Source organism: Bradyrhizobium sp. OAE829 (assembly GCF_040546575.1).
GTDB lineage: Bacteria > Pseudomonadota > Alphaproteobacteria > Rhizobiales > Xanthobacteraceae > Bradyrhizobium.
This window is the reverse complement of sequence record NZ_JBEPOE010000001.1, coordinates 7,670,545-7,696,752: the sequence shown is the minus strand read 5'-3', so window position 1 is coordinate 7,696,752 and position 26,208 is coordinate 7,670,545. Positions and strand designations below refer to the sequence as shown.

General features: G+C 61.1%; 25 protein-coding genes. 12 read left to right on the top strand and 13 right to left on the bottom strand.

Annotation, left to right across the window (positions count from 1 at the left end):
• The first annotated feature begins 3 nt into the window (after positions 1 to 3).
• Both ABIE49_RS36480 and ABIE49_RS36475 read left to right on the top strand, forming a co-directional pair.
• On the top strand, positions 4 to 1,050 hold the full coding sequence (locus ABIE49_RS36480; protein ID WP_192734647.1) for a branched-chain amino acid ABC transporter permease: 1,047 nt from the start codon (positions 4 to 6) through the stop codon (positions 1,048 to 1,050).
• A 32-nt stretch (positions 1,051 to 1,082) separates the two neighbouring features.
• Positions 1,083 to 2,243, top strand: coding sequence for an ABC transporter substrate-binding protein (locus ABIE49_RS36475; RefSeq protein ID WP_192734646.1), 1,161 nt, complete (start codon positions 1,083 to 1,085; stop codon positions 2,241 to 2,243).
• Between the two features lie 192 nt (positions 2,244 to 2,435).
• On the opposite strand, the gene ABIE49_RS36470 is transcribed toward ABIE49_RS36475, so the two are convergent.
• From ABIE49_RS36470 to ABIE49_RS36445, 6 genes are read right to left on the bottom strand one after another with little or no spacing between them, the layout of a single operon-like run.
• Positions 2,436 to 3,629, bottom strand: a complete 1,194-nt coding sequence (locus ABIE49_RS36470) for an acyl-CoA dehydrogenase family protein (protein ID WP_192734645.1) — start codon at positions 3,627 to 3,629, stop codon at positions 2,436 to 2,438.
• Positions 3,626 to 4,564, bottom strand: a complete 939-nt coding sequence (locus ABIE49_RS36465) for an alpha/beta hydrolase (protein WP_192734644.1) — start codon at positions 4,562 to 4,564, stop codon at positions 3,626 to 3,628. Before ABIE49_RS36465 ends, ABIE49_RS36470 begins: the two co-directional genes overlap by 4 nt.
• 1 nt (position 4,565) lies before the next feature.
• Positions 4,566 to 5,324, bottom strand: coding sequence for an SDR family NAD(P)-dependent oxidoreductase (locus tag ABIE49_RS36460; protein WP_354067157.1), 759 nt, complete (start codon positions 5,322 to 5,324; stop codon positions 4,566 to 4,568).
• Between the two features lie 3 nt (positions 5,325 to 5,327).
• Complete coding sequence (locus tag ABIE49_RS36455; RefSeq protein ID WP_192734643.1) at positions 5,328 to 6,122, bottom strand: enoyl-CoA hydratase/isomerase family protein; 795 nt, start codon at positions 6,120 to 6,122, stop codon at positions 5,328 to 5,330.
• 19 nt (positions 6,123 to 6,141) lie between these two features.
• On the bottom strand, positions 6,142 to 6,636 hold the full coding sequence (locus ABIE49_RS36450; RefSeq protein WP_192734642.1) for an aromatic-ring-hydroxylating dioxygenase subunit beta: 495 nt from the start codon (positions 6,634 to 6,636) through the stop codon (positions 6,142 to 6,144).
• The gene (locus ABIE49_RS36445; protein WP_192734641.1) at positions 6,636 to 7,895 is read right to left on the bottom strand and encodes an aromatic ring-hydroxylating oxygenase subunit alpha; all 1,260 of its coding nucleotides are present in this window, start codon (positions 7,893 to 7,895) and stop codon (positions 6,636 to 6,638) included. Before ABIE49_RS36445 ends, ABIE49_RS36450 begins: the two co-directional genes overlap by 1 nt.
• A gap of 720 nt (positions 7,896 to 8,615) precedes the next feature.
• Here ABIE49_RS36445 and ABIE49_RS36440 point away from each other — a divergent pair.
• On the top strand, positions 8,616 to 9,818 hold the full coding sequence (locus ABIE49_RS36440; RefSeq protein WP_192734640.1) for an enoyl-CoA hydratase-related protein: 1,203 nt from the start codon (positions 8,616 to 8,618) through the stop codon (positions 9,816 to 9,818).
• Positions 9,819 to 10,006: 188 nt separating this feature from the next.
• Here the strand turns inward: ABIE49_RS36440 and ABIE49_RS36435 are convergent, their stop codons facing one another.
• From ABIE49_RS36435 to ABIE49_RS36420, 4 genes are all read right to left on the bottom strand, one after another.
• Positions 10,007 to 10,474: a Tle-like phospholipase domain-containing protein gene (locus tag ABIE49_RS36435; protein ID WP_192734639.1), complete on the bottom strand. Its 468-nt coding sequence runs from the start codon at positions 10,472 to 10,474 to the stop codon at positions 10,007 to 10,009.
• 115 nt (positions 10,475 to 10,589) lie between these two features.
• Positions 10,590 to 11,360 carry a hypothetical protein gene (locus ABIE49_RS36430; RefSeq protein WP_192734638.1) on the bottom strand — a complete coding sequence of 257 codons (771 nt, stop codon included), beginning with the start codon at positions 11,358 to 11,360 and terminating at the stop codon, positions 10,590 to 10,592.
• Positions 11,361 to 12,046: 686 nt separating this feature from the next.
• On the bottom strand, positions 12,047 to 13,120 hold the full coding sequence (locus ABIE49_RS36425; protein WP_192734637.1) for an amidohydrolase family protein: 1,074 nt from the start codon (positions 13,118 to 13,120) through the stop codon (positions 12,047 to 12,049).
• 39 nt (positions 13,121 to 13,159) lie between these two features.
• Positions 13,160 to 13,792 carry a GntR family transcriptional regulator gene (locus ABIE49_RS36420; RefSeq protein WP_192734636.1) on the bottom strand — a complete coding sequence of 211 codons (633 nt, stop codon included), beginning with the start codon at positions 13,790 to 13,792 and terminating at the stop codon, positions 13,160 to 13,162.
• A 225-nt stretch (positions 13,793 to 14,017) separates the two neighbouring features.
• Here ABIE49_RS36420 and ABIE49_RS36415 point away from each other — a divergent pair, with 225 nt between their 5' ends.
• From ABIE49_RS36415 to ABIE49_RS36375, 9 genes are read left to right on the top strand one after another with little or no spacing between them, the layout of a single operon-like run.
• Positions 14,018 to 15,244 carry an ABC transporter substrate-binding protein gene (locus ABIE49_RS36415; RefSeq protein WP_192734635.1) on the top strand — a complete coding sequence of 409 codons (1,227 nt, stop codon included), beginning with the start codon at positions 14,018 to 14,020 and terminating at the stop codon, positions 15,242 to 15,244.
• 24 nt (positions 15,245 to 15,268) lie between these two features.
• Positions 15,269 to 16,129 carry a branched-chain amino acid ABC transporter permease gene (locus ABIE49_RS36410; RefSeq protein WP_192734634.1) on the top strand — a complete coding sequence of 287 codons (861 nt, stop codon included), beginning with the start codon at positions 15,269 to 15,271 and terminating at the stop codon, positions 16,127 to 16,129.
• The gene (locus ABIE49_RS36405) at positions 16,129 to 17,127 is read left to right on the top strand and encodes a branched-chain amino acid ABC transporter permease (RefSeq protein WP_192734633.1); all 999 of its coding nucleotides are present in this window, start codon (positions 16,129 to 16,131) and stop codon (positions 17,125 to 17,127) included. The genes ABIE49_RS36410 and ABIE49_RS36405 overlap by 1 nt, the downstream gene beginning before the upstream one ends.
• A complete protein-coding gene (locus ABIE49_RS36400; RefSeq protein ID WP_192734632.1) occupies positions 17,124 to 17,867 on the top strand; it encodes an ABC transporter ATP-binding protein in 744 nt (247 codons plus the stop codon). The genes ABIE49_RS36405 and ABIE49_RS36400 overlap by 4 nt, the downstream gene beginning before the upstream one ends.
• Positions 17,857 to 18,576, top strand: a complete 720-nt coding sequence (locus ABIE49_RS36395) for an ABC transporter ATP-binding protein (protein WP_354067156.1) — start codon at positions 17,857 to 17,859, stop codon at positions 18,574 to 18,576. The genes ABIE49_RS36400 and ABIE49_RS36395 overlap by 11 nt, the downstream gene beginning before the upstream one ends.
• A gap of 10 nt (positions 18,577 to 18,586) precedes the next feature.
• Positions 18,587 to 19,369, top strand: coding sequence for an alpha/beta fold hydrolase (locus ABIE49_RS36390; RefSeq protein WP_192734630.1), 783 nt, complete (start codon positions 18,587 to 18,589; stop codon positions 19,367 to 19,369).
• A complete protein-coding gene (locus tag ABIE49_RS36385; RefSeq protein ID WP_192734629.1) occupies positions 19,294 to 20,244 on the top strand; it encodes an FAD binding domain-containing protein in 951 nt (316 codons plus the stop codon). Before ABIE49_RS36390 ends, ABIE49_RS36385 begins: the two co-directional genes overlap by 76 nt.
• Positions 20,241 to 20,720 carry a (2Fe-2S)-binding protein gene (locus ABIE49_RS36380; RefSeq protein WP_192734628.1) on the top strand — a complete coding sequence of 160 codons (480 nt, stop codon included), beginning with the start codon at positions 20,241 to 20,243 and terminating at the stop codon, positions 20,718 to 20,720. Before ABIE49_RS36385 ends, ABIE49_RS36380 begins: the two co-directional genes overlap by 4 nt.
• Positions 20,717 to 23,038, top strand: coding sequence for a xanthine dehydrogenase family protein molybdopterin-binding subunit (locus ABIE49_RS36375; protein ID WP_192734627.1), 2,322 nt, complete (start codon positions 20,717 to 20,719; stop codon positions 23,036 to 23,038). Before ABIE49_RS36380 ends, ABIE49_RS36375 begins: the two co-directional genes overlap by 4 nt.
• A 128-nt stretch (positions 23,039 to 23,166) precedes the next feature.
• Here the strand turns inward: ABIE49_RS36375 and ABIE49_RS36370 are convergent, their stop codons facing one another.
• From ABIE49_RS36370 to ABIE49_RS36360, 3 genes are all read right to left on the bottom strand, one after another.
• Positions 23,167 to 24,384 carry an ABC transporter substrate-binding protein gene (locus tag ABIE49_RS36370; protein WP_192734626.1) on the bottom strand — a complete coding sequence of 406 codons (1,218 nt, stop codon included), beginning with the start codon at positions 24,382 to 24,384 and terminating at the stop codon, positions 23,167 to 23,169.
• A 147-nt stretch (positions 24,385 to 24,531) separates the two neighbouring features.
• On the bottom strand, positions 24,532 to 24,930 hold the full coding sequence (locus tag ABIE49_RS36365) for a hypothetical protein (RefSeq protein ID WP_192734625.1): 399 nt from the start codon (positions 24,928 to 24,930) through the stop codon (positions 24,532 to 24,534).
• 104 nt (positions 24,931 to 25,034) lie between these two features.
• Positions 25,035 to 26,030, bottom strand: a complete 996-nt coding sequence (locus ABIE49_RS36360) for an amidohydrolase family protein (RefSeq protein ID WP_192734624.1) — start codon at positions 26,028 to 26,030, stop codon at positions 25,035 to 25,037.
• Between the last annotated feature and the right edge of the window lie 178 nt (positions 26,031 to 26,208).

Sequence of the window (26,208 nt, the reverse complement as noted above, 5' to 3'; positions counted from 1 at the left end):
ACGATGCGCACCGGTGATTTCAAACAGACCTACGGCGAACTCGTCACCCTCGTCGACTCGCCGCCGGTGTGGCTGTGGTCGGCACTGCTGGTCGCGGGCCTGATCGTCGCGCCCTTTGTGCTGAACTCCTACGCGCTGTCGTTTCTGATGATCATCCTGATCACGGTCGTCGGCGCGCTCGGCCTGAATATCCTGACCGGCTACACCGGCCTGATTTCGCTCGGCCACGTCGGCTTCCTCGTCACCGGCGCCTACGCCTATGCGGTCCTGGTTTCCAAATACCAGATGCATCCGCTGGTCGGCTTCCTGGGCGCCGGCGTGGTGCCGGCGCTCGCCAGCCTTATCGTCGGCGCGCCGTCGCTGCGACTGAAGGGGCTTTACCTCGCAATCACCACGCTCGCCTTCTCCTTCATCATCAACACCGTGATCCTGGAAGCGCGGTGGCTGACCAACGGTGCCCGCGGCATTTCGGTGCAGCGGCCGGAGATTTTTGGCATCAGCTTCGACAGCGACGCCGCTTTCACCTACCTCTGCCTCGGCTTTGCCGTCCTCACGCTGTTTGCGACGCTCAACATCCGCCGCAGCCGGGTCGGCCGCGCCTTTGTCGCGATCCGCGACAACGACACCGCCGCCCGCGTCATGGGCATCAATCTGCACGCCTACAAGCTGTTCGCCTTCGTCACCTCCTCCTTCATCACTGGTCTGTCCGGCGCGCTGTACGGCATATATCTGTCCTTCGTCAGCGTCGAGGGCTTTCCGTTCCTGCTCTCGATCGAGGCGCTGGCGATCCTGATCGTCGGCGGGCTCGGCTCGGCTCTCGGCGCCGTGCTCGGCACCATCCTGATCGTGCTGCTGCCGGAAGCGACCCGGCTGGCCTTCAGCCTGTTCAGCGCGCAGATGGACGCGCTGTTCTCGATCGGTGCGCAAGAGCTCAAGAGCATGCTCTACGGCCTCGTTATCATCCTGTTCCTGCGTTTCCAGCCGCGCGGCCTGGTCGGCGCATGGCACGACCTCAGGCGAATGTGGGTGAACTGGCCGCTTCGTTACTAATCAAAAAGGCAATCGAACAGGAGGAGGAAACGATGATCAAATATCTGGCGACCGCGTCGCTGTTGCTCGCGGGCGCGTATCTCTCGACCGGCACGGCACTGGCGGCCGACCCCGGCATCACCGACACTGAGATCGTGATCGGCGACGTCGAGCCCCTGACCGGGCCGCCGGCGCTGCTCGGCGTCGCCGCATCGATCGGCCACAAGATCGCGATCGCGGAAGCCAATGCCGCCGGCGGCATCAATGGCCGCAAGATCAAATATGTGCTGGAAGACGACGGCTACGTCACCGCCCGCACTATCCAGGGCGTCAAGAAGGTGATCGACGTCGACAAGGCGTTTGCCCTGCTCGGCATCTCCGGCTCCGGACAGTCCATCGCCGTGATGCCGCTGCTGGAGAAAGCCGGTATCCCCACTGTGATCGACGTGGCTCCGGTGAAATTCCTCTGGGAGCCGCCGCGCAAGAACGTGTTCGTGGTCGGGCAATCCTACGAGGAAGGCATCATCCACCTCGTCAACTATCTCGCCGAGAAGAACCCCGGCAAGAAATGGGGCCTGATCACGCAGGACGACGATTACGGCATCACTGTGCGCGACGGCTTCGACACCGTGGTCAAGGCCAGGAAGCTCAACGTGGTCTACAGCGGCAATTACAAGAAGGGCCAGCAGGACTTTTCGTCCGACATGCTGCAACTGAAGGAATCCGGCGCCGAGGTGTTTCTCGCCGGCGGCATCATCGGCGAGAACATCGCCATGATGAAGGAGCTGGAAAAACTCGACATCAAGCCGGTGGTCGGCATCTTCTGGCCCGGGCGGGTCGAGCCGGTACTGAAACTGATGGGACCGGCCGGTGACGGCATCTACGCGGTCGACTATGTCGAACCCTTCGCAGGCGCTGCCGGCAAAGCCTTCCTCGAGAAGGCCAAGGGACTGCTTCCGGAAGCCGAGATGAAAGGCATCAACCGCTATTCCATGACCGGCTATGCTGCCGCCAAGGTGCTGATCTCCGCGATCGAGCGCTGCGGCAAACAGCCGACCTGGGCCTGCACCATCACCGAACTGGAGAAGACCAAGAACGTCGAGACCAGCATCATGGCGCCGATCAGTTTTGGGCCCGGCGTGCGGTTCTCGAACCAGAAGCTACAGATCATGCAGTCGGAGTTCTCGACGCTGAGTTTTAAGCCAGTGAATTGAGGGTATAGCGGCAACAGCAGTGCCCCCTCTCCCCTTGTGAGAGAGGGTGGCTTCGCGAAGCGAAGACGGGTGAGGGGTTCTCTCCTCACGGTAAGACTTGAGCTTAAGGAGAGAGACCCCTCATCCGGCGCTTCGCGCCACCTTCTCCCACAAGGGGAGAAGGAAGAAACGCATGGCGCTTCGTTACTGCCCTCACATCCGCTTGGCAACTTCTTCCAGCATCACTTCAGTCGCCCCGCCACCAATCGTCAGCACCCTGGCATCGCGCACCATCCGTTCGATCGGGGTGCCGCGCATGAAGCCAGAGCCGCCGTGCAGCTGCAGGCAGCCATGCACGACTTCGTGCAGCACTTCCGGCGACAGCGCCTTCACCATCGAGACTTCGCGGGGGCACGGCTTGCCGGCTTCGACCAGTTCCGCGGCATGATACGCCAGCGCCCGGGCCGCAGCGGCCTTGGTCGCCAGCGAGGCGAGCTTGAGCCGCACCGCCTGCTGGTTCCATAAGGGACCACCGAACGCCTGACGGGTCTTCACATAATTGGTGGTGAGCTCGATCGCCTTGGCGGATTCGCCGGCGCAGATGCCGCCGATGCAGATCCGCTCATTCTCAAAGGTCTCCATGATGCCGTAGAAACCGCGGTTCTCCTCTCCCAGCAGGTTTCCGGCGGGGATGCGGACATCCTGAAAACTGATCTCGGCGGTGTCCGAGCACAGCCAGCCGTGCTTGTCGAGTTTTGTGACCGAAATGCCCGGGGTCGTGCGCTCGACAATGAACAGCGAAATGCCACGGCTGCCCTTGGCGGCGGGATCGGTGCGCGCGGCGACGATCAGGATGTCGCCGTAGACAGCATTGGTGATGAACATTTTTGAGCCGTTGATGACCCAGTCATCGCCGTCGCGGCGGGCTCGCGTCTTCAGCCCGGCAACATCGGAGCCCGCATCGGGTTCGGTCACCGCGATGGAGCAGATCGTCTCGCCACGGATGATCGCGGGCAGATATTTCTGCTTTTGCTCCGGCGTACCGCGCAATGTGATGTGGACGGCCGACATGTCGGTATGAACCAACACCGATGACGTGAAACCGCCGAAGGTAGATCGCCCGAGTTCCTCTGCCCACACCATCGACGCCAGTGGCCCCATGTCGGTGCCGCCATATTCGGCCGCGTGGCGCATACCGAGGAAACCGAGCGCGCCCATGCGGCGGTAGATTTCGCGCGGGATCTTGCCGTCGCGCTCCCATTGTTCGCCATGCGGCACGACCTCTTTCTCGACGAAGCGGCGGACCTGCTCGCGCAGCATCCGCAACTCCTCTGACAGTTGCGGCTGCTCCGAGAAATGGAATTCGCTATCGGCGTGGTTGCGTGGATCGGCGGGCCTGACGTTCATGATGATGCCCTCTCGTCCTTGATTTGAAGGTGTCGGTTGAGAAATTGCGCAATCGATGCGATGGCCCGATGCGCCTCGGAAAGCTCCGCCCCGAACATCTGGAAGACATGGATCATGCCATCCCAGACCTCCAGATTAACATCGACACCGGCGGCGCGCGCCAGGTCGGCGAACATGATTGAATCATCCAGCACGGTTTCGCGGTCGCCGACCTGGATCAACAGCGGTGGCAGGCCCGCAAGGTCGGCATAGAGCGGCGAGACCAGGGGGTCGCAGGGATCGCCCTGCGCACCCAGATAATTCTTGGCCAGCGCCAGGATCATCGGGCGCTGATGGATCGGGTCAGCCTCGGCCCGGCTGACATAACTCGTGCCGGTCGCCGCCAGATCAGTCCATGGCGACATCAGAACCGCCGATACAGGCAGCGGAAGTTTGCGTTCGCGCAAGGCCAGCATGGCTGCGAGCACGAGATTGCCACCTGCGGAATCTCCGGCAAAGGCGATACTGCCGTGCGCCAGCCCTTGCCCCAGCATCCAGCCATAGGCCGCCAGCGCATCGTCCAGCGCCGCCGGAAAACGATGTTCCGGGGCAAGGCGGTAGTTGATGGCGAGCACGCGACAGCCGCTGGCGAGCGCGATCTGCGCGATCAGGTCGCGGTGCGATTCCACCGAGCCGATGCGAAAGCCGCCGCCATGAAAATACAGAATGGCCCTATTCAGGGGCGTATTGGCCGGCGATATCCATTCGCCATCGACGCCCCCGGCGCAGACGCGTTCGCAGGTCACCGGGGCGGTGCTGCCTCCAAAGGCCGCATCCCAATCGCTGCGCATCTGGGCCACTGACGTGTCGCGGTTCCAGCTGCGGTAGACCGCGCGGATACGCGCGATCGCAAGGTCGATCGGCGCCGTTGCGATATCTTCGCTTGCGCGCGTCATATCAGCCGCCCATTCCCATGCCGCCGGATACGCCAAGTGTTTCGCCGGTGATGTAGGCCGCCTGATCGGAAGCGAGGAACAATGCAGCTGCGGCGACTTCTTCGGGCTCGCCGAGCCGCCGCAACAGCGTGGCGTCGGTCATGGCGCGCAATATCTTGTCGCCACCTTGGGCTACCGCCGCTTCCAGCATCGGCGTGCGGATCGGCCCCGGCGCAATGGCATTGGCGGTGATTCTGAAGCGCGCATTCTCGCGCGCAATGCTCTTGGTGAAGGCGATCACACCGCCCTTGGCGGCGGAATAGACCGCGCCACCCTTGGAGCCCAGCCGGCCCGCTTCTGAGGTGATGTTGATGATGCGCCCGAACCCGGCCACCTGCATCGCCGGCAACGCGGCGTGAGTGCAGGCAAAGGCCGAGACCAGATTGACCGCGAGCAGTTTGGTCCAATCCTCCGGCGTCGTATCGGTGAAGAACGCATGCTGGTCGACGCCGGCATTGTTGACGACGATATCGAACGGCCCGTGCTGCGCCATGATCGCTTGCACCATGCCGGTGTTGCTGACGTCGAGGCGGGCCGCACTCGCTCCGACCTGTCCGGCCAGACCGGACGCCGTTTCGAGATCACGATCAGCGATCACGACGTGAGCGCCTGCATCGGCAAAGCTGCGGACGATCGCAGCACCGATCCCCTTCGCGCCGCCCGAGACGAAAACGCGGCGGCCGTCGAGCCGCCCGAACGCACGCATGCCAGAGGTCGGCACTGACTAGCGTCCCGTAAAGACGGGCTTGCGCCGCTCGATGACCGCGGCGAGCCCTTCCCGCGCGTCGGCCATGCCGGATAGTTCGGACACGGTGCGCGCTTCCTCGGACAGGCACTGCTCGATACTGGTGCCGGTCCCGGCCCAGACCAGCCGCTTGGTCGCGGCCAGCGCTTTCGGCGCACCGGCCGCCAATTCGCGCGCCATCGCGAGCGACGCTTCGGCCAGTTCGGCATCCGGAACGACTTTGGTGACGATGCCCATGCTCAGGGCTTCGGCGGCCGAGATCACCGGATTTGTGAGAAGGATCGACATCGCCCGGCGTAGCCCGACCAGGCGCGACAGCGTAACTGACACCCCGGCGTCAGGCGCCATCGCGACACGCGTTGCGCCTGCGAGGAATTTGGCGGATTCGCTGGCGATCACGATGTCGGAGGCGCAGACCAGACCGAAGCCGCCGCCGCCCGCCGCAAATCCCTGCACCGAAGTAATCACCGGCGCCTCCAGCCGCAGCAATCCCGTCACCGCGTTCTGCAGATAGGCCGTCGCCTGCCTGATGTAGTCAGGCAGCTTCTCGCCCTTCGACGCAAACGCCCTGACATCGCCACCCGCGCAAAAATTCGTGCCCTCGCCGCTCAGCAGCAGCACGCGCAGGTCCGGCTGGCCGTGGCAGACCATGATGGCGTCGCACAGCGCGCTCAAGAGCTCGACGCTCATGCCGTTGGCGGCGTCGGGGCGGTTGAGCCGCAGCCGCGCGATGCCATCGGCGATATCGAGCAGAACAGGACCTTTATCGATCATCGCTAGTTTCCGCCTTCGGCTAGATCAGGAACGAGAGCGTGAACAGCGCTTTCTCGTTGTTGACCAGGATCACCTTCTTGTACGCCATGCGCAGCTCGCCATCGACATAGCGCAGCCGGTATTCGTTACGCGCAGCCCAGACCGTGTCGTCGCGCAGGCTTGATTCGAACACCATGCTGTTGCTGGCGACCGAGATATCGCCGCCGGGCTGCTGGTCCAGCAGCTCGATGTTGGACACCAGCCGCCGCAGTCGCGATTGCGGCGTCTGAGTGTGGCGTTTTCCCGTCAGCAATTGCTTGACGCGCAGCGAGATGCGCGACCGGTTGTCGTAAATGATCGACATTTCCTTTTCGGGGTCGATGTCGTCGCCATTGGCCGGCACCCAATAGACGCCGTCATCGGTCCACAGCGCTTCCCAGGCTTCGTACTGGTGCTCGTCCTGCAGCCGCGCCTCCTTGTAGATGAAGGCGGTTACGGCTGACATGAGCGTGGCGCTGCTTTCGCGCGACAGCATCAGCGCGCCTCCATCAGGCTGCGGTAGTGCCGCCAGATGCCGCGCGACGGGATCTCGTCGGTGACGTGACCGACCTTGAAGCCGAGTTCGTCCTGGCGCTCGCGCTTCTCGCCGCGGCCGAGGAAAATCCATTCGGGATTGCGCGCCAGCACGCCGCGATGGCAACGCTCGTACATCTCGGAATCATCCGCCAGTAACAACCCGGCCGGGCCGACCGATCCCATGGTCTGCTGGCGTAGACGCCGGTTCATGTCGGGAGCACCTTTGAACTGCAGCGCGGTGACATGCTGCACGCTGTCGTCGACCGCGAGCGGCTGGATCACGAACATCTGGATTTCGGCGATGAACAAATTCGGAAAGATCATCACGTGCGGCGTGCCGTCGATCATGATCTCGCGCGCCTTCTCATCGCCATAGGCGGCCTTCATTCGCGCCGTGTAATCCGGCAACCGCGCTTCCGTGGTGCCGAACCAGCTCATCGGCGCGTCACGCTTGCGGAACTCGGGCCGCAGGTCGATCTCGGTATGGCCGTTGCCGTAGTCACGCGTCACCGCCGTCGAGGCGCCGCCATAGAGCTTGCCGATCGCACTGTCGGCGACGCCGAAGATCGAGGAGTGCACGAAGGCCGGGTGATAGCCGTCGCATTCATTTTCCAGGATGAATTTCCAGTTGGCCTTGACGCGGTGCTTGAGGAAGCCCGCGGTGACCTCGACCTCGCCTTCCGGCGAGAAGCGAACCAGACGGTCGATGGTCTCGGCAGCACCGCCGAGATGCTCCCCCAGATCAGGGCCTTCGGCTGCGAACGAGCCAAAGACAAAGCCGCGATAGGACTGCACCCGCGTCACGCGGCCGAGCGCAAGCTTTGATTTATCCTGGCCCTCATAGCCGTCGGGGAAGGCGTAGCCGACCAGCCGGCCGTCATTGGCGAAGGTCCAGGAATGGAACGGGCATGTGAAGGAGCGCGCGTTGCCCTTGTCGTAGGAACAGACCTGGTTGCCGCGATGCGAACAACGATTGAGCAAGAGATTGACCTTGCCCTGCTCGTCACGGGTCATGATGACGGATTGCGGACCGATCGACTTGACGACGTAGTCGTTCACGTTGGGCACCTCGCTCTCGTGTCCGACATAAACCCAGGTGCGATACCAGATGTTCTGCAGTTCGGCTTCGAAGATTGCGGGATCGCTGTAGAGCGAGCCGTGCACCCTGTCGGAGCGGATCAATTCGCCCCATTGCGAAGCGCGCGGCACCACGTTCATCGCTGCATCTCCCCTTTTATCTTTCGCGGCTGGCCCGAACTCTTCTTGCGGAGCCCCGCGGCCTGGTCTAAAATAATCCGACTGACCGTTCAAATAATAGCACCGGCCGATTTGGGCTTCAAGGACATTTTCAGGGGGAAATGGTGGAGAACGTGAATCCGCGATCTCGCGACGCACCGCGCCCGAGCTTTGCCAGAAATCTCCTTGCCCTCGAAATGAGAGGGCGCAGGGAAGACCGGGTGCGCGCTGCACCCGCGGTCCCGTGTGCGGTTTGCACTAAAGTGTTGCACACGAGCATACAGGTCCAGCGGGGAACACCCGGCCTTCCCTGCGCAATGGCTTTACGGCTTATGCCGTGATCTCCCCGGAGACGAGTTCTTGGTTGACTCCGTCGCTGCCGGTTCCGCTCACGCTTCTCCGACAGCTTGACGCCGGCAACGGGCGCCAGGACCACACGGTTTTGCCGTACGCTCGATCCACGCCGTCGTCTGACGTGAACCAAGCGTCCACCGCAACCCGCCCAACGTCCGTGACGACGGCCGACGCCCTTCTGATCAGGACGGGATGGGCATACAGAAGCACTGATTTGGGGTTCCGTAAAAGCGAACTATTTTTCAGTTCGGGACTTGACATGATTTCCGTAAATCGGAAGTGATTTGCCCGTCGGGTTGATTTGCCGCACTCCGCTGTCATTGCGCATCGAAAAGGAGGACCTACGGCATGGAACGCCAAAGCCTGGAATGCCAAAGCCCCGCCGAACTCGCCCGTGCGCTCTATGCAGCACTTGCCGCCGGCGACCGCGTGCAACTCGACGCCTTGCTGCACCCCGAATTCACCGGGCGCACCGCCGAGGGCATGCCGTTCGGCATCGGCGGCAATCATGATGGCCCCGCGGCAATGCGGAAGAATGGCTGGGGTGCGATCGCCCGGCACTTCGAGGCGCGCGCAGAGCCGGAACGGTTTCTCGATCTCACCGATGGCCGCCTGCTGGTGACGGGCCGTTATCGCGGCCGCGGCAAACAGGGCGGCGCTGCTCTCAATGCCACCTTTGCGCATCTGATCGCGATCGACCAGGGACGCATCAAGTCGCTAGAGCAATTCACCGATACCGCGCAATGGCATGACGCCGCGGGCCCGTTACGAACGGTGCTGCTGGATTTCAACGCAGGCGTCGCGACGTTACGCCTGAACCGACCGGACAAGGGCAACGCGATCGATGAAAGCATGGCCGCCGATCTTGCCGAAGCTGCAACCCAGATTGCAGAGCGATCGGATGTCCGCGCCGTCCTGATCGCCGGCAGCGGACCGAACTTCACGGTCGGCGGCGACCTCAGCCTGTTCGCGGGAACCGCGCGCGAGCAATTGCCGAACCGACTGCGCCGCATGATCGACAGCTATCATCTGGCGATCGAGCGGTTGACCAGCATCGACGCGCCGGTGGTCGCTGCCGTGCGCGGTGGTGCCGGCGGCGGTGGATTGGGTCTGCTCTACGTCGCCGACATCGTCGTGGCGGCCGACGATGCGCGGTTCGCGCTCGGCTATGGCGCGCTTGGCCTGACCGCCGACGGCGGCAACACCTGGTTCCTGCCACGCATGGTCGGGATGCGACGCGCACAAGAACTATTCCTGCTCAACCGACGACTGACCGCGCAGGAGGCGCTTGACTTCGGATTGGTGTCGCGCCTGGCGCCTGATGATGCCGTCGAGAGTGAGGCAGCGACCCTCGCCGCCAAACTGGCCGCAGGTCCGACACGCGCCTTCGGGGCCGTCCGCCGCATGCTGCGGCAGTCATTTGAAACCGGCCTATCGGATCAGCTCGATGCTGAGAAGGAATCGATCGTAGAAGCCAGCCGCACCGGTGACGCACAGGAGGGAATCGCCGCCTTTGCCGCCAAGCGCCACCCGCAATTCCGCGGCCGTTGAAGGGAGCAAGACGGACAGCAATTTACTCGGCTTTCAAGCAGGCTCTTCATGATCCATGGAGGAAGCCTACCGGACGAGGCTCTACTGACGACGCCGAGCTCTCAGCGTCTATAACTTCCCGTCATGCCAATGCAATGCCGCATCGCTCCGGGTATCGACGCAGCGCAGGTTAATCGCGCAGCGCGTCCCTAAACCCCTGAAAGACGTAGAGGATCAGCACCAGCGTCAGCAGGCGGTGCAGGCGCAAAGACGTAAGCAGGCTGGCCATACTTTGGGGCCATGAGGCCTGCGAGTCCACCTCCGAGCGAATGACCCGTGAAAACCAGATTAGTTGCGCCAGTCTGCTGTTTAACTTGCTGAACAAAAGGAATCGCATTCTGAAGTTGCGCCGTATTTACGTTTCCCCACGCGAGGCCATCGTTGCCCTGAGTGAAGTCAATAGTTATGCTCTGCGCGTTAAAGTCCGTACCGCGGAAAGCGATCACGGTCTTTCCGCCTATGGTCCAGGCCTCGGCATAAAAGCCGCTCGACGCTACAGTCATGGTCAGTATAGGTACTGCGCCGGGAATGAGCTTCGTTAGATCAAATTCGTTATTGGCTGCAGAGCGCGAATACACGTAATCGCTAAGCAATGCATATTGAGTTTCGGTGTTCATTGCATCCTCGCAAGCTCGTGATCCAGGTCGAAGTAGCTAGGTAGCCAAAAGTACTGATCGCGCTCGACGATGACGGCGCCAGGCGCCATCATCCTAGCTCCCGGCCAGGTACCGATCAGTTTTTCATCGATGAAAATGCGATGATCAGCCGCTGGCATCTCTCCACCCTGCGGCTGGGAGAAGTACTGGCCGTACATGTCGCGATAGCAGTAGGCGGATCGCCTTTCGGGAAGAAGCCGTCGCCACGGAAGTAGCTTCGCCCGTTGACGTGGTCCTCACGCCGGTCCCCGATCGGAACGATGTTGTCTTTCCATTTCGTCTCGCGCCACGCCTGATGGTCGGCTTCAGTTGCCGTGGTGACGGTGGCGCGATGGAACTTCAGTTTCGAGACCGGCTGCTCGTATGCCCGCTCGTGCAGATAAGCCACGAGGAATTCCAGATTGCCGGCATCCGGCGCCCAGAACACGACAGGAAGAAAATCGGCGGGGACTGGCTCCTTGACGACATCCCGGTCGCAAACGTTAGGGCTTTGAACGAGCACGCCCTCCCCGTTCTTGGTGCGAACCCCGTAAATATAGGGCGCCCAGATCGCACGGGAACTGCGCCCCTCCCCCGGAATCTGCCTCGCCTCGGCGCCGCAGGCGATGATGATTTCGATGTTGATCGGCTCATCACCGTGGGAAAGCTCAACATTAAAGCGGTAAAACCAGCTGAACTTGATGCCTTCAGACGTAGCAGGCTGGCAGCTTGCCAGGGCCGTCGCCAAGACCAGCGTCACGATGGCAAGCATCGTGCGTTTACACGTCGATTCCACGATATGCAGAAATCCACTGACCCGCAGCGCCCTGCGCCACGCTGCCATCAAGATCCCGCCCATCATCGCCATTGAGGAACCGCCTCAAGGGAGCCTCAGTAACTGCCCAGCCAGTCAACTCAGCACCCAGAGGCGAACTCTGGCCGCTCGTACCCAAGTTGTAAAGCGTAGTTCTACATCTTTAATAAGAACCGTGTGGAGGTCGACACTTGTCTTAAATACGTTGCACACTTGCTGTGACAAACTGTCCTTCAACAGCCCCGGCGACCGCCGTTCGGGACAGCCTGGCGATTTCGGAGAAGGCACGCTTCTTCCGCCTATGGGACAACTAGCCCCTTTGAGCGAATCGTTTCCGTCAACCTCTGGTCGTTATATCCGTTCCAATATTGCTATCGCCGCCGGGTTTAGATCGCCATTTTGCACTACAAACCTGCCGCGCCCAACGGTCGTAGCCACGGAAGTGGCTGATGATTTGGCTGCGGCGACACCTCGGTTGCGCCGGGCGCCCCTGCTGACACTTACTTCGTTGTTAGCGATGAACTGTCGTTCACGTTGGTTGTTGCTAGATTCTCTTTGATCTCCCGGTGCACACGCCGCCAACTATCTCATTGAAGAAGCCAAACTCTCGCTCCAATCCATCATGGGCCAGTTTGAGCAAACTACAGCAAAAGCAGGACTAAGCATAGCAAGTGCGGTCCGCCTGGCGCGCCTGAAGCGGTCGTTCATGTATCCACGACCGCCAGACGGCGAAGGCCGATTTAAGAATCGAGTTGCAACAGTCGCTTCGCATTGCCGCCGGTCAATTGCGCCAATGTCGTCTCATCCATACCGTCGACACCGGCGATGTGGCCGATCGGATTGTATTCGGCCATGTCATAGGGATAGTCGGTGCCCATCAAAATCCGATCGGGACCGAACAGGTCGAGCAAATAAGCCAGTTGATGGTAGCTGAAGACAACAGTGTCGAGATAGACCTGACGCAAATACGTTGTCGGCGCTAGCGGCAGGTCACCACGGGAATCCGGCCGCGCGCCCCATGCATGGTCGATGCGTCCAGAATACGCCGGCAGATAGCCCCCACCATGCACAGCCATCAGTTTCAGATCAGGAAAACGCGCCAGCGTTCCGCTAAAGATCAGGTTGTGCAGCGCCAGTGTGGTCTCAAGCGGGTTGCCCACTACGTTGTTGAAGTAGAAGTGCGTAAGACGCTCTCCGTGCGTGAAACCGTTGGGATGCAGCATGATGAAAGCGCCGAGTTCTTCAGCCTTGGCGAAGAATGGGCGGAAAGCCGGATCAGACAGTTCCCTGCCATCGACGTTGGTTAGAATCTGAACACCCTTCAGTTTCAGATGGCTCATGACATAGTCGAGTTCGCGCATCGCCAGTTCGGGCTCTTGCAGCGTAATCCCGCCCAGTCCCACAAATCGATCCGGCCGGCGAGAGCAGAATTCAGCCACGCCATCATTGGCGATGCGATGGGCCTGTTCGGCGATTTTCGCATCGAGATGATAGTAGCATTGCCCGGGCGCAGGAGCGACGACCTGGATATCGATGCCCATCTTGTCGAGATCACGCAATCGCCGGTCGATTGTGGTCATCACCTCCATAATGTCCTGTTCTTGACCGGCATTGATTGCCTTGGTCGCGTCGTCGGCGAAGTGGGCCAGCGAAATACGGCTGATGTCGTTGTGTGGCTGCGCCACCCTGGCTGCTTCGCGGACAAAGATGTGCGAATGAATATCGATCGTTGTGGAAGTTGGACGGCGAGCGCGGCCGTCGGCGTCATGGATGCGTGCTGCGGTCAAGCCATAGCGATTTTTGCGGTCGATCATTAACAGGCCCCGTTCTTGAAAGTCGTCGAAAAGCTGAGCTCAGGCCTGCATGGCCGTCCATTCCAGGGCGGTGCTGAACCGTTTGACGGCCGCCGAAACGTGAGCTTTCAGCAGGCTGACCGAACGGCGCGAGTCGCGCGCCTGAAGCGCTGAAATAATGTCATTGTGCTCTTCGACGAACTTGTGTGCTTTGGGCCGAACCGCGGCGACGCTCATCCTGACAAGGCGCTCGGTTTCCTCGATCAGATCACAGGTCGTTCGCGCCATCCGGCCGTTGTTGGAGCATCGCGCGAGCACGCAGTGAAATTCCTGGTTGTAATTGATGAACTGGTCTTCGTAGTCGCCATCGAATTCGCGAAACCGATCGAGTGCTTTCAGTTCCTCGTCCGATGCGTTCTTCACCGCCTCCGCGATGCACGCGAGTTCGAGCGCCTGGCGAAACGCAAAGATCTCGTTGGCATCCCGCAGCGACACCGGCGACACGCGATACCCCTGACGAGGAATGACGATGACCAGTCCTTCGCTGACAAGGTGCTGGAGCGCCTCGCGCACCGGCGACTTGCTGACATCAAACTGCTGGGCGAGCTCCTGCTCGCGCAATTCGCGGCCGGGCGGCAGATCACACGTCAGAATACCCCGCCTCAGGAAATCGTAGATTCGCTGTCCTTGCATCGTCGAACTGCCGCCTCTTTTCTATCTTGTAAGATATCACGATTTCAATTTCGGTACCTACCCAGCGGATCATATTGCTATTTTCGAGCCGATTACATCAAGAAAATGGCACTTCGAATAACTTTCTATCCGACGATTGACTCTTTGGATGGCTTGGTGACATCTTAACAAGAAGCAAAAATATAAATTGTGATGTATCAAGTCTCGGCTCCAGGGAGATTAAGCATGGTGCGTACCCGCATCTTTTTATCGACGACAATCCTCGCCGCATGGGCATGGACGGCTCTGACGCCGCTGCAGGCTGCCGAACCGCTCAAGGTCGGCTTTATGACGGTCAGGTCGGGGGCCTTGGCCGCCGGCGGCCGGCAAATGGAAGAAGGCCTGAAGCTGTGTATGGATGAGCACCGCGGCGAAATGGCCGGGCGCAAGATCGAGATCATCACCGCCGATACAGCCGGCCAACCTGCCGTGACTAAAACCAAGGCGCAGGAACTGGTCGAACGCGACGGCGCGCAGGTGTTGATCGGTCCACTGGCGGCCTTCGAGGCACTCGCCATCGACGATTACATCCGGCAAACCAAGACGCCAATCATCTCGCCTTCCGCTGCCGCCGAGGACTTGACCCAGCGCAAGCCAAATCCATGGTTCGTGCGCGCTGTCGGCACGTCGGCGCAGGCGCATCATGCACTCGGCGAGTATGCTGCGAAGGATTTGCACTACAAGAAGATCGCGATCATCGCCGACGATTTCGCATTTGGCCATGAACTTTCGGCTGGCTTCCAGCGAACGTTCGAACAGAACGGCGGCAAGGTCGTCCAGAAGCTGTGGTCACCGCTCAACGCCGCGGAATACGGCACCTACATTACGCAGATCGACCCGAGCGTCGATGCAGTCTTCGCGGGGTTTGCCGGCGGCAACGGCATCAAGTTTCTTGGTGAATACAAGAACTATGGCATGCAAAAGCCTGTTCTCGGCGCCATGACGACGGTCGACGAGGGCATTCTCAAGCGCATGGGCGATGAAGCGGTGGGCGTGATCTCGTCCGGTTGGTATAGCGCCGCAACCGATACTCCCGCCAACAAGAAATTCGTGGAAGCCGTGCGCAAGGCCTACAACGCCGATCCGGGCTACTACACCGTCGGCGCCTACATGGCCTGCCAGTTCCTCAACAATGCTCTGGAGCAGGTCAAGGGCGACATCTCCGACAAGGCCGCCTTCATGAAGGCCTTGCGTAGCGTCAACATCTCGCAAAGCCCCTATGGTCCGGTGAAGCTCGACGCGTACGGCCAGCCCATCCTCGATGTGTCGATCCGCAAGGTCGAGAAAAAGGACGGAAGGCTGCAGAACACCGTCATCAAGACCTATCCAGCGGTTAGCCAGTTCTGGACCTACGGGGCTGACGAATTCCTCAAGAGCCCTGTCTATTCGCGCGATTGGACAGCGGCGAAGTAATTCGCTCCGCCGGGAGGGATCCGCATGAATTTCTGGATCATTCAGGGTTTGAACGGTCTTGCGTTCGGATCCCTCCTGTTCATTTTGGCGTCAGGCTTTTCGTTGATCTTCGGCCTCATGCGCATCGTCAATCTCTCGCACGGCGCATACTTCATGCTCGGCGCCTATGTTGGCGTGTCGGCGATCGAGGCCGGCGTGAATTTCTGGCTCGCGATCCTGATCGGTGGCGGCACAATCTGCATCCTCGGTACCTTGATCGAGCGCTTTATCCTGCGCCGGCTGAACGGGCAGCCGCTGGCCCAGGTGCTCGTGACGCTCGGCATCGCATTCATCATCGCCGACACCTGCGTGTGGATCTGGACCGGCGATCCGCGTCCGGTTCCGATGCCCCGGGAACTGGCGGGCGCCCTCCGCGTCTCGAATTTGGCGTTTCCGATCTATCGCCTGTTCGTGATTGGCGTCGCGTTCGCGCTGGCCGCCGCGCTCTGGTTGCTGCTTGAGCGCAGCCGTCTCGGCGCCATGATCCGTGCCGGCGTCGACGATCTGCCGATGGCCCGCGCAATGGGCATCCGGACTTCACTGCTGTTCTCCGCGGTATTCTGCCTCGGCTCCGCGCTGGCCGGCGCCGGAGGCGTGCTGGCAGGACCGATCCTGTCGGTATACCCGGGCCTCGATTCCGACATGCTGCCGCTTGCGCTGGTCGTCGTTATTCTGGGCGGCGTCGGCAGCCTGGTCGGCGCGTTCGTCGGCAGCCTCCTCATCGGCTTCATCTACAGCTATGGGCAGGCGCTGTTTCCCGATCTCGCCTACGTGATCCTTTTCCTGCCGATGGTCCTCGTCCTCACGCTGCGGCCGACTGGCCTGTTCGGAAGGCAGGCGATCTGATGCGTGTCCCATCCAGCATGATCTCGTGGCTTGTTGCAGTCGCCGCACTGTTGGCATTGCCGTGGCTGGTCACGTCGGATTACTACATCAACATCGCAAGCCAGATCGTGATCGCGGCAATTCTCGCCCTCAGCCTCAATCTGCTGATCGGGTTCGGCGGCATGACCTCGCTGGGTCACGCGGCCTATCTCGGTGTAGCCGCCTATCTGTCGATATACCTCACCGCGCATGCGGGTTTCGGGCATCTTGCGGGAGCACTGATCGCGATCGGAGCGACGACAGTGCTGGCGATGCTGTTTGGCTTTCTGGCCCTGCGCGCGTCAGGTCTTGGATTTCTGATGATTACGCTGGCGCTTGGCCAGATCCTGTGGGGCGTTGCCTATCGATGGGCCAGCCTGACCGGCGGTGACAACGGGCTGGGCGGACTCAAGCGACCGCACCCGTTTGGCCTCAATTTGATGGATCCTGCCATCTTCTACTATTTCGTTCTCGCCTTTCTCGGCATAGCGCTGTGGTGCATCGCACGCTTCGTTCAGTCCGGACTTGGGCAGAGCCTGCAAGGTACCCGTGATCAACCGCGGCGCATGCGGGCGCTCGGTTATGAAGTATGGCTAATTCAGTGGCTAAGCTTCGTGTTCGCAGGTTTCTGGGGCGCGATTGCCGGCCTGCTCTATGCCTATTACCATCAGTTCGTCAGCCCCCAGACGCTGCATCTTACGACGTCGGCCGAAGCCCTTCTGATGGTGATCGCCGGCGGCACCGGCACCCTGCTCGGGCCGGTAGTCGGCGCGGCACTCGTCGTCATTCTCAAAAATATCGTCAGCGCCTACATCACGCGCTGGCTGATCCTGCTTGGCGTCATTTTTGTCGCGATTGTCCTGTTCATGCCTGAAGGTCTGGTGCCCGGTCTTACACGTTGGGTGCGCGCTTTGAAGAATCGGCCGCGCGCCGACAAGCCTGCCGATGCGCCCTCTATTGCCGAGGGGCCCGCTCGATGACGACACCTGTTCTGGAGGTCGCCGGACTTTTTCGCTACTTTGGCGGACTGCCAGCCGTACGCGACGTCTCGATGCGCATTCCGGTTGGGGAACGGCGGCTGCTGCTCGGCCCCAATGGCGCCGGCAAGACGACATTCTTCAATCTCATCGCGGGTGATTTTCCGCCGTCGCAGGGCGAGATCCGGATATTCGGTCAGAACGTCACCAGGAAGTCTGCGAGCCAGCGAACCCATCTCGGCATGGCGAGGACCTACCAGATCATCACGTTGTTCTCCAAGAACACGTTGCTGCACAACGTCGTCATCTCTCTCGTCGGCCTCCGCAAAATTCGCTTCAATCCATGGTCCGACCTGCGCCGTCAGACGTCGCTCTGGGAGGAAGCACGCGCAACACTTGCCCTAGTCGGCCTCGAACATGTTGCGGACCGAACCGTGGCGGAGACGAGTTATGGCGAACGGCGACGGCTCGAGATCGCGATGGCGCTTGCGCAAAAGCCAAAACTCCTGCTGCTCGACGAACCATTGGCCGGACTTTCTGCCGACGAACGCCAGGACGTTCAGCGTCTCCTTCAATCCATTCCGCGCGACGTTACCATTGTCATGATCGAACACGACATGGACGTCGCCCTCGCCTTCGCCGACGTGATCACCGTGATGCAGCATGGACAGGTGGTCGTGGAAGGAAGCCGCGCGGACGTGGTCGCTGATCCCCGAACGCGGGAGGTGTATCTTGGACACTGACGCGCTCGCAATCAGCGGCCTCAACGCGTTCTATGGCGAGAGCCATGTCCTGCACAACCTGTCCTTCAACCTGAAGAAGGGGCAAGTCCTGGGACTTCTCGGTCGCAACGGTGCCGGCAAGACCACCTGCATCAGCGCGATCATGGGGCTGGTCAAGGTCAAGGCCGCTCGCGTTGAGCTGTTCGGTCAGTCTATCGCGGGCATGTCACCTGAAAGCATCTCGCTCAACGGCGTCGGTCTGGTGCCGCAGGGCCGACGTATTTTCCCCTCGCTCACGGTCTACGAAAACCTGACGGTCGCGGCTCGCCGCGGGCTCTCCCAACAAGGACCCGGGTGGGGGCTGGAGCAGGTCTATGCGACCTTTCCCCGGTTATCCGAACGACGGCGGCAACTCGCCGGCTCGCTTTCCGGCGGCGAACAACAGATGCTCGCCATCTGTCGCGCCCTGATGACCAATCCGCGCCTCATCCTGTTCGACGAGCCTTCCGAGGGGCTCGCCCCGCAGATCGTCGCCGAGGTAGCGACCGTACTCAAACAACTGCGCAACAGCGGTTTGTCGATCATCCTGGTCGAACAGAACATCAAGCTGGCGCTCGATATCGCCGACGAGGTCGTGGTGCTCAACACCGGCTACGTCGCGCACGCGGGCGATGCGAACTCGCTCCGCTCCAACGATCGTTTGGTCGAGCAATTGCTCGGCGTCTATTGAGAGGTTACCCATGACATCCCTTCGCTTGCGTGACGGCACGCTCGACATCGCCGAAACCGGCACCGGCAAGCCGCTGATCCTGCTACACTCGCTGCTCGCCGATCGCGCAATTTTCGACAAGATCGTCCCGGCGCTTGCCAAGCAGCGACGCGTCATCGTCCCGGACCTGCCGGGATTTGGCGGCTCGTCGTCCGCGGGTTCCACCATTGAGGGAATTGCGGATCGCATTGCGGGCCTGTTTGACGCACTCGATCTCGGGACGACCTCTGACGTGCTGGGTAACGGCTTCGGCGGCTTCATCGCCAGCACGCTGGCTATCCGCCATGGCGCGAAGTTCGACCGGCTGGTCCTGGCCGACACCGGCGTCAGCTTCTCGCCGGAAGGCAAGCAATCGTTCTATGCCATGGCTGAACGGGTGCGCCAAAGCGGCATGGAAGCGATCGTCGATGTCGCGCTGAAGCGGCTGTTTCCGGAAGACTTTATCGCGCTCAATCCTGACATCATGACCGAGCGGCGTAACGCACTGGTCAAGACCAATCCGGACTTGTTCGCCGAAGCGTGCCACGCGCTGGCTGCGCTCGATCTCGCCGCCGAGATCGGGAAGATACCTAACCCGACACTGGTGGTAGTGGGTGAGTTGGACGCCGCAACACCGCCTGAAATGGCACGCACGCTGGCAAAGGCGCTACCAAGGGCCGAACTCATCGAAATGCCGGGATGCGGCCATGCCCCGATGGCCCAGGCCCCCGAAGCATTCATCAAGGCTGTCGCGAAGTTCCTCGACCTGAAGTAAATCCGATGAAAGCATCGCCCTTTCAATATCACCGTCCGCAAACACGCGAAGAGCTCGGCGCGCTGCTGGCCCGTCTGGACAATGCCAAGATCCTTGCGGGCGGACAATCATTGATGCCGATGATGAATTTGCGGGTTATCGCCCCCGATCACCTGATCGATATCAACCGCATTCCCGAACTCGCAGGAATTAAAGAATCCGCTGACGGTATCGAGATCGGCGCGATGACCCGCCAAATGGACGTGTTGTCGTCGGAAACCGTTCGATCCCGGCTCCCGCTGCTGGCACGCGGCCTCGAGCATGTCGGCCACATCCAGACCCGCGCGCGCGGCACGATTGGTGGAAGCTGCTGCCATCTCGATCCTTCGGCCGAGCAGCCTGCTGTCTGCGCCGCCTTTGACGCGGAATTCATCGTCTCGGGGCCGACCGGCCGCCATGTCATTCCCGCAAGCGCCTGGTTTGAAGGATTGTTGCAGTCCGCTCTTGGCGAGCAGGAGTATCTCGAAGCACTCCGCTTCAAGCCATGGGCCAATGGCCATGGTTACGGCTTCGCGGAATATGCGCGGCGGCATGGCGACTTCGCCGTTGCGGGCGGTATTGCCCTCCTCGAGGGCGACCGGGACGGCCGGATTACGCGGGCGGTGCTTCTGTCATTCGGTGTCGAGTCGTCGCCGCGGCGATTGACCGAGGCCGAAAGCGCGCTACTCGGCCAGCACGTCGACAATCTCGACATCGAGCCCGTCATAGAAGCAGCCCGCTCACAGGAAGCAATGGAAGATGCCCACGTGACGGCAGGTTACCGGCGCCATCTCGCCGGCGTGCTCATCGGTCGAGCCTTGAACGACGCATGCGCCACGCTGGAGCGGCAATCATGACAGAACGATCTGTCTCATTCACACTCAACGGTGAGCAGCGTGAGGCCAAAGTCGAGCCTCGCACGCATCTTGGCGACTTCCTCCGGCACTCACTCGGGCTGACCGGCACACATCTTGGCTGTGAGCACGGCGTCTGCGGCGCATGCACCGTGATCGTGGATGGCGCGCCGGTGCGCTCCTGCCTCATGCTGGCGGTTCAGATCGAAGGCAGCGTTGTGGAAACGGTCGAGGGCCTTGGCAATCCTGATTCGTTATCGACGCTCCAGCAGGCTTTCTCAACCAATCATGGCCTGCAGTGCGGCTTCTGTACGCCGGGAATGCTGATGACACTCGAAGCCTACCTGCGCTCCACGCCCATGCCGACAGAGAGGGACGTCAGGATCGCGATCTCGGGCAACATCTGCCGCTGTACCGGCTATGAGGGCATCGTGCAGGCGGCGCTGGACGTCGCAGCAACCAGGGCGGACCGGACATGAGCGCACGCTACTTTGGAGCCGCTGTTACGCGCCTGGAAGATGCACGCCTGCTGGCCGGCAAGGGCCAATATGTGGACGATATCGAGCTGCCCGGGATGCTGCATGCCGCCTTTGTGCGGGCGAGTTTTGCCCATGGCGGGATCCGCAGCATCGATACCAGCGACGCTCTCGCGATGCCGGGCGTAGCCGCGATCTACACCATGGCCGATTTCGAAGACATCGCACCCGGCCCGATGCCGCCAATGGCGCCACATCCGCTGCTGAAGACGCCGATCACCTATCATCCCCTGGCCGATACGGAAGTTCGCCATGTCGGCGAAGCCATCGCCATCGTTCTTGCCGATAGCCGCGCCAAGGCCGAGGACGCTGCTGCCGCGGTGGTGCTCGATATCGAGTACCTGCCGGCGGTCTCGGATGCCACCCTCGCCTGCAACGCCAACTCGCCCAAGGCGCACTCGCAGCACACGAGCAATATCGCGGCTACGATGAAGGCCGGCTTCGGCGACACCGCCGCGGTGTTCGCCAAAGCAGATCATGTGCTGACCGAGCATTTCGACATTCACCGCGGCGGCTGTCATTCGATGGAATGCCGCGGAGTGGTCGCAAATATCGACCTGCTGACCGGTGCGTTGACCATCTCGACCTCCTCGCAATCGCCCTACATGGTCCGGCGGCATCTCGCCGGCTATTTGAAGTGCGACGAGAATGACATTCGTGTCATGACGCCCGATGTTGGCGGCGGCTTCGGGCCGAAGGCCAACGTCTATGCCGAGGAGTTCGCTGTCGCCCTCGCCGTCATCAAGTGCCGCCGCCCCGTGAAATGGATCGAGGATCGCCAGGAGCATTTTGTCGCCACAACTCAACAACGCGGTCAGACCTGGACGCTCGACGTCGCGTTCGACAATGACGGACGTATGCGCGCAATCCGCGGGCGATGTATCCACGACAATGGCGCCTACGCACCCTATGGACTGATTTTGCCGGCCACCGCTCTCGCCAGCTTTCCCGGCCCCTATGCCCTCGAGGCCCTCGATCTGTCGCTCGACGTCGTCCTCACCAACCTGGTGCCGACCTCGCCGGTACGTGGGGCTTGCCGGCCCAACGTCGCATTCCTGCTTGAGCGCCTCGCTGACCGAATCGCGCGGCACCTTGGCATCGACCGGCAGGAGGTTCGGCGCCGCAGTTTCATTCGTGCCGACCAGATGCCCTACACCACCGGCATGAAGGCGCGCGATGGTTCACCGATCTCCTATGATAGCGGCGATTATGTCGGCGCACTGAATCTCGTTCTCGAAAAGATCGACGCGGGGAATTTCCTGACGCGACGCAACGAATCGAAACGCCGCGGCAAGCTGCGCGGACTGGGCATCGCATCCTGCGTCGAAGATACGGGGCTCGGGCCGTTCGAAGGGGCGTCCGTTCGCGTAACGCCGGGCGGCAAGGTTATCATTGCCTCCGGCGCATCCAGCCAGGGCCAGGGCCATCGCACGGCCTTTGCGCAGATTGCCGCAGACGTGCTCGGCGTTGAGCTCGAAGACGTAACGGTTGAAACCGCCGATACCGCGAAATTCCCACTCGGCATCTCGACCATCGCCAGCCGCATTGCCGTCACAGCGGGCTCTTCGGTACAACTTGCCGCGCACAAGGTGCGTGCCAAGGCCATCGCCTTCGCATCCCATCAGCTTGAAGTGGACGAACACGACCTGGAGCTTGCCGGCGGCGCAGTGCATGTGAAGGGCATCCCGGACATGAAAATCAAACTATCCGAGATTGCTCGCACGCTGTCTGGAAATACAGGAATGCCGATGCCGGGCGACATGGAGCCGGACCTCGCTGCGACGGCCTATTTCAATTCCAATGCCCTGACATTTGCCTACGGCGCAAACGCCTGCGAGGTCGAAGTCGACCCCGACACCGGAGATATCAGGGTCGTTCGCTACGTGGTGGTCCACGATTGCGGCAGGCTGATCAATCCAATGATTGTCGACGGCCAGATCCGCGGCGGCGTGGTGCACGGCATTGGCAACGCGTTGTTCGAGCGCATGATCCATGACGAGGAAGGACAGCCGCTGACGACCACCTACGGCGACTATTTACTGCCGATGGCGTCGGAAATGCCGAGGATCGAAATCTACCACATGGAAACGCCTTCTCCTCGAAACCCGATCGGCGTCAAGGGCGCGGGCGAAGGCGGCACCATTCCGGCCGCCGCCTGCGTGATATCGGCCGTGGAGGATGCTCTCGGACCGAACGGGCCATTTATTGCGCTTCATCCGATCTCACCCCAGCAGGTCGTGACATGGTTGGACCGGACCTGACGATGTGTGCCCTTTCGGCAATTCACAATCTTTGAATCTGAAGACTTATGGTCAACATTCTCACAGACCGAACTGGTCACCTTCAGATCTTGAAAGTGCGATCTAACCGACTGATCCACCAGACGTAATCATTTCGCCGACGCTGACGTTCCGACGTCATCGATTAGCTTCCAGGACGAACCTTCAAATTTCGCCATGCGCAGCGATTCGTAGGGTGCGTAGTCCTGAGGCGTGGTGTTGAGCTGAATTCCGGGCAGCATCATCTTGAGACGCGTGCCCTTCATGCTGGTCGCCTGTTTCAGGAGATTTTCCCGCGTCAGGTCGTCTCCGCACTTCGTAATCGCCTGCACGATGCCCTGCACGTTGACATAGCCCGACAGGGCGACGAAATCGCCGGGATTGTCATTTGGAACCCACTTCTTCATGAACTCCACATATTCAGTCACTTCGGGGTCATTGGCCCAGGCCGGATCACCAGCCTGCTTGGTGAATTGCGTCGTGATGATGCCTTGCGCGTTATCGAAGCCGGCCGGCTCCAGCACGGTCTTGACCGAATTGGTCGGGCTGGCAAGGAACTGTAGCGGCGTCCAGCCTGTCTCCTTCACCTTGCGCAGGCCCTGCGCGGTGAATTTCGGCGTCGAGAAGTACAGCAACGTGTCGGCGCCGGAATCCTTCAGGCGAACGATCTGGGAGTCGATGGTCGGCTCGGTTATTTCATAGGTCACCTCGGCAACGATCTTGACCTTGTCGCCGAGCGCAGCCTTCAGGCCGACCAGAAAGTCCTTGCCGTAATCATCGTTCTGATACAGCACGCCGATTTTGGCGGCCGGCTTGTGCTTGAGGATGTACTGCCCGAACGTCTTCCCCTCCATCTCGAAGCCCGGATACATCGGCACGGTCCAGGGGAAGTTCTGCGGGTCGGCGAAACGCCGGCCACCGGCAGACACGAAGATGTGCGGCACCTTGGCGCCGTTCAGATATTTCTGGATCGCGACATTCGGCGTCGTGCCGACGGTACCGACATCGGCTAGCACCTCGTCATTCTCGACCAGTTTCCGGGTCTGTTCGATTGCCTTCGGCGGACTGAAGGCGTTGTCGAGCGAGATCATGTTGATCTTGCGGCCGTTGATGCCGCCGGCCTCGTTGACCATCTTGAAATAGCCGGTCATCACCCGGCCGTAGCTGGAGAACGCCGACGCCGGCCCGCTATAGGGCACGGTTTGGCCGAGCTTGATCTCGGTATCGGTGACGCCGGGCCCGTATTTCTTCTCGGCGGCCGACAGGTCACCGATCGTTGCCACGGCAATCACGGCAACCGCGGCCGTCCATCCAAATTTCCGGATCATGCTTCCCTCCCCGTTAAGCCCGCTTGAACGGATCTCAATTTAACAGTACACTAGCATACTAATTTTTAGCTTACAAGCAAGTTAGCCGGTTTCTTTTGTTGGGCCCGCAAGTAGCGGCGTCGGCGCGCATCAGCATGGCCTACCCTTCTACTCGCACGCCCTGGATTCGCCTTTGGTTTCCTGCAGTTCAATCCGGTCGATCTGTGCGAACAATTCATCTGCGATATCAAGATCGGTTGCGAAGTTCATGGGATCGGCATGGCCACATATCACGTCGGCAAAGTGCCAGGCCGCTACAGCCACCACCCGGTCCTTTGCCATCACCGCGATCTTGAGCGGATGGCTGGCGCCGACACCGCGTGCGGTCTGGTAGCCGTCGGCGATGCAATAGAGCTCGGCCCGCACCTTCCCGGTCGCTACCGCCTGGATAGAAACCTCGATGTCGCAAAAGCCGAAGGCGGGATCGTCGCGCGAACCCTCCGCATAGAAATAGAATGCGCCGATTTTGCCATGCGCGCACGGTCCCAATGCACGGTCGCGCGGCACCTGCGGGTCCGGCCTTGCCGGCGTACGCGGTGGAAGGAGCCCAAGCGAACAGAACTGACGATAGGAATAGCAGGTAGCCAGAACAGCCTCCCTTCAGGTTTGCTTCAAGCCGGGGCCCTGATGTCGAGACCCAACAAGCCCTTCGCATTGCTCATGAACGTTTCACGCGCGAGGCCGAGCGCCCGCTCGGCAAACTCCGCCGGCCGGTCCTGCTTGATCGTGAACGGGTAATCGGATCCTGCGACAACGCGATCCTTGCCGACCTTGGTCACCAGATAGTCCAACGCGACATCGTCATAGAGGATGGTGTCGTAATAGAACGACTTCACCATCTCGCCGGGATCGCGCGGAAACAGGCTGTCCAAGGGCGGTCCGATGCTCCGGGCGTGCCGCAGTCGCGGCAGGATCCAGGGTAGCGCGCCGCCACCGTGGCTGAGCAGGATCCGCAGTTTTGGGAAACGCTCGGTCACACCATTGGCCATCAGTGACACGGCGGCAAAAGCGGTTTCGAGCGGAAATGCCGCAACTGCCGCCAGCTCCGGCCGGCCGCCCATACGGTCGAGACCGAGCGGATGCAGCGGATGGACCATCACCATCAACCCCGCCTGTTCGGCCGCGGCATAGACATCGTGCAGCCTGATATCGCCTAGCGGAATACCGTTGATGTGGCTGCCAATCTCGATGCCACACAGGCCGAGCGATTTGATCTCGTCCAACCGCTTGACGGCGAGAGACGCATCCTGCATCGGCGCCATGCCGATGCCGATGAAGTGCCTGGGGTTCGCATTGCAGAGTTCGGCGATGCCCTCATTGATATGCCGGCACAGCGCGTCGGCATCCGCGGCCGGAAACCAATGCGACAGCAGTTCCGGCATTGGCGAGACCGCTTGCACGTCGACATCGTCGGCCGACATGTCGTCGATGCGGCGCCTGGCGTCCCAGCTTCGTGAATCGATGACGCGGAACACCTTGCCGCCGACCATCACCGCGGCCCCATCCGCGCCCTTGCGCTCGATTGAGGGCCAGAGCGGATTGCGCCCGGCCTGCTGCGGAATGCTGACGGGTACGAAATGGGTATGGCTATCGATGGCCTCGGCCACAACGCGCATCCTCGATATTGTTATGCACCGCGCCAGTTCCTTAGCCCACATTCTCCGGGCGGAACCTGCGATGTCACTTTACAAGCAGGTTGGACTGTTTTTAATATGGATGCAATCGAAAGAATAAGCTGCACGGTTTTGCGAAACCTCGCTCGACCGACTTGCGGAAAGGACGCGA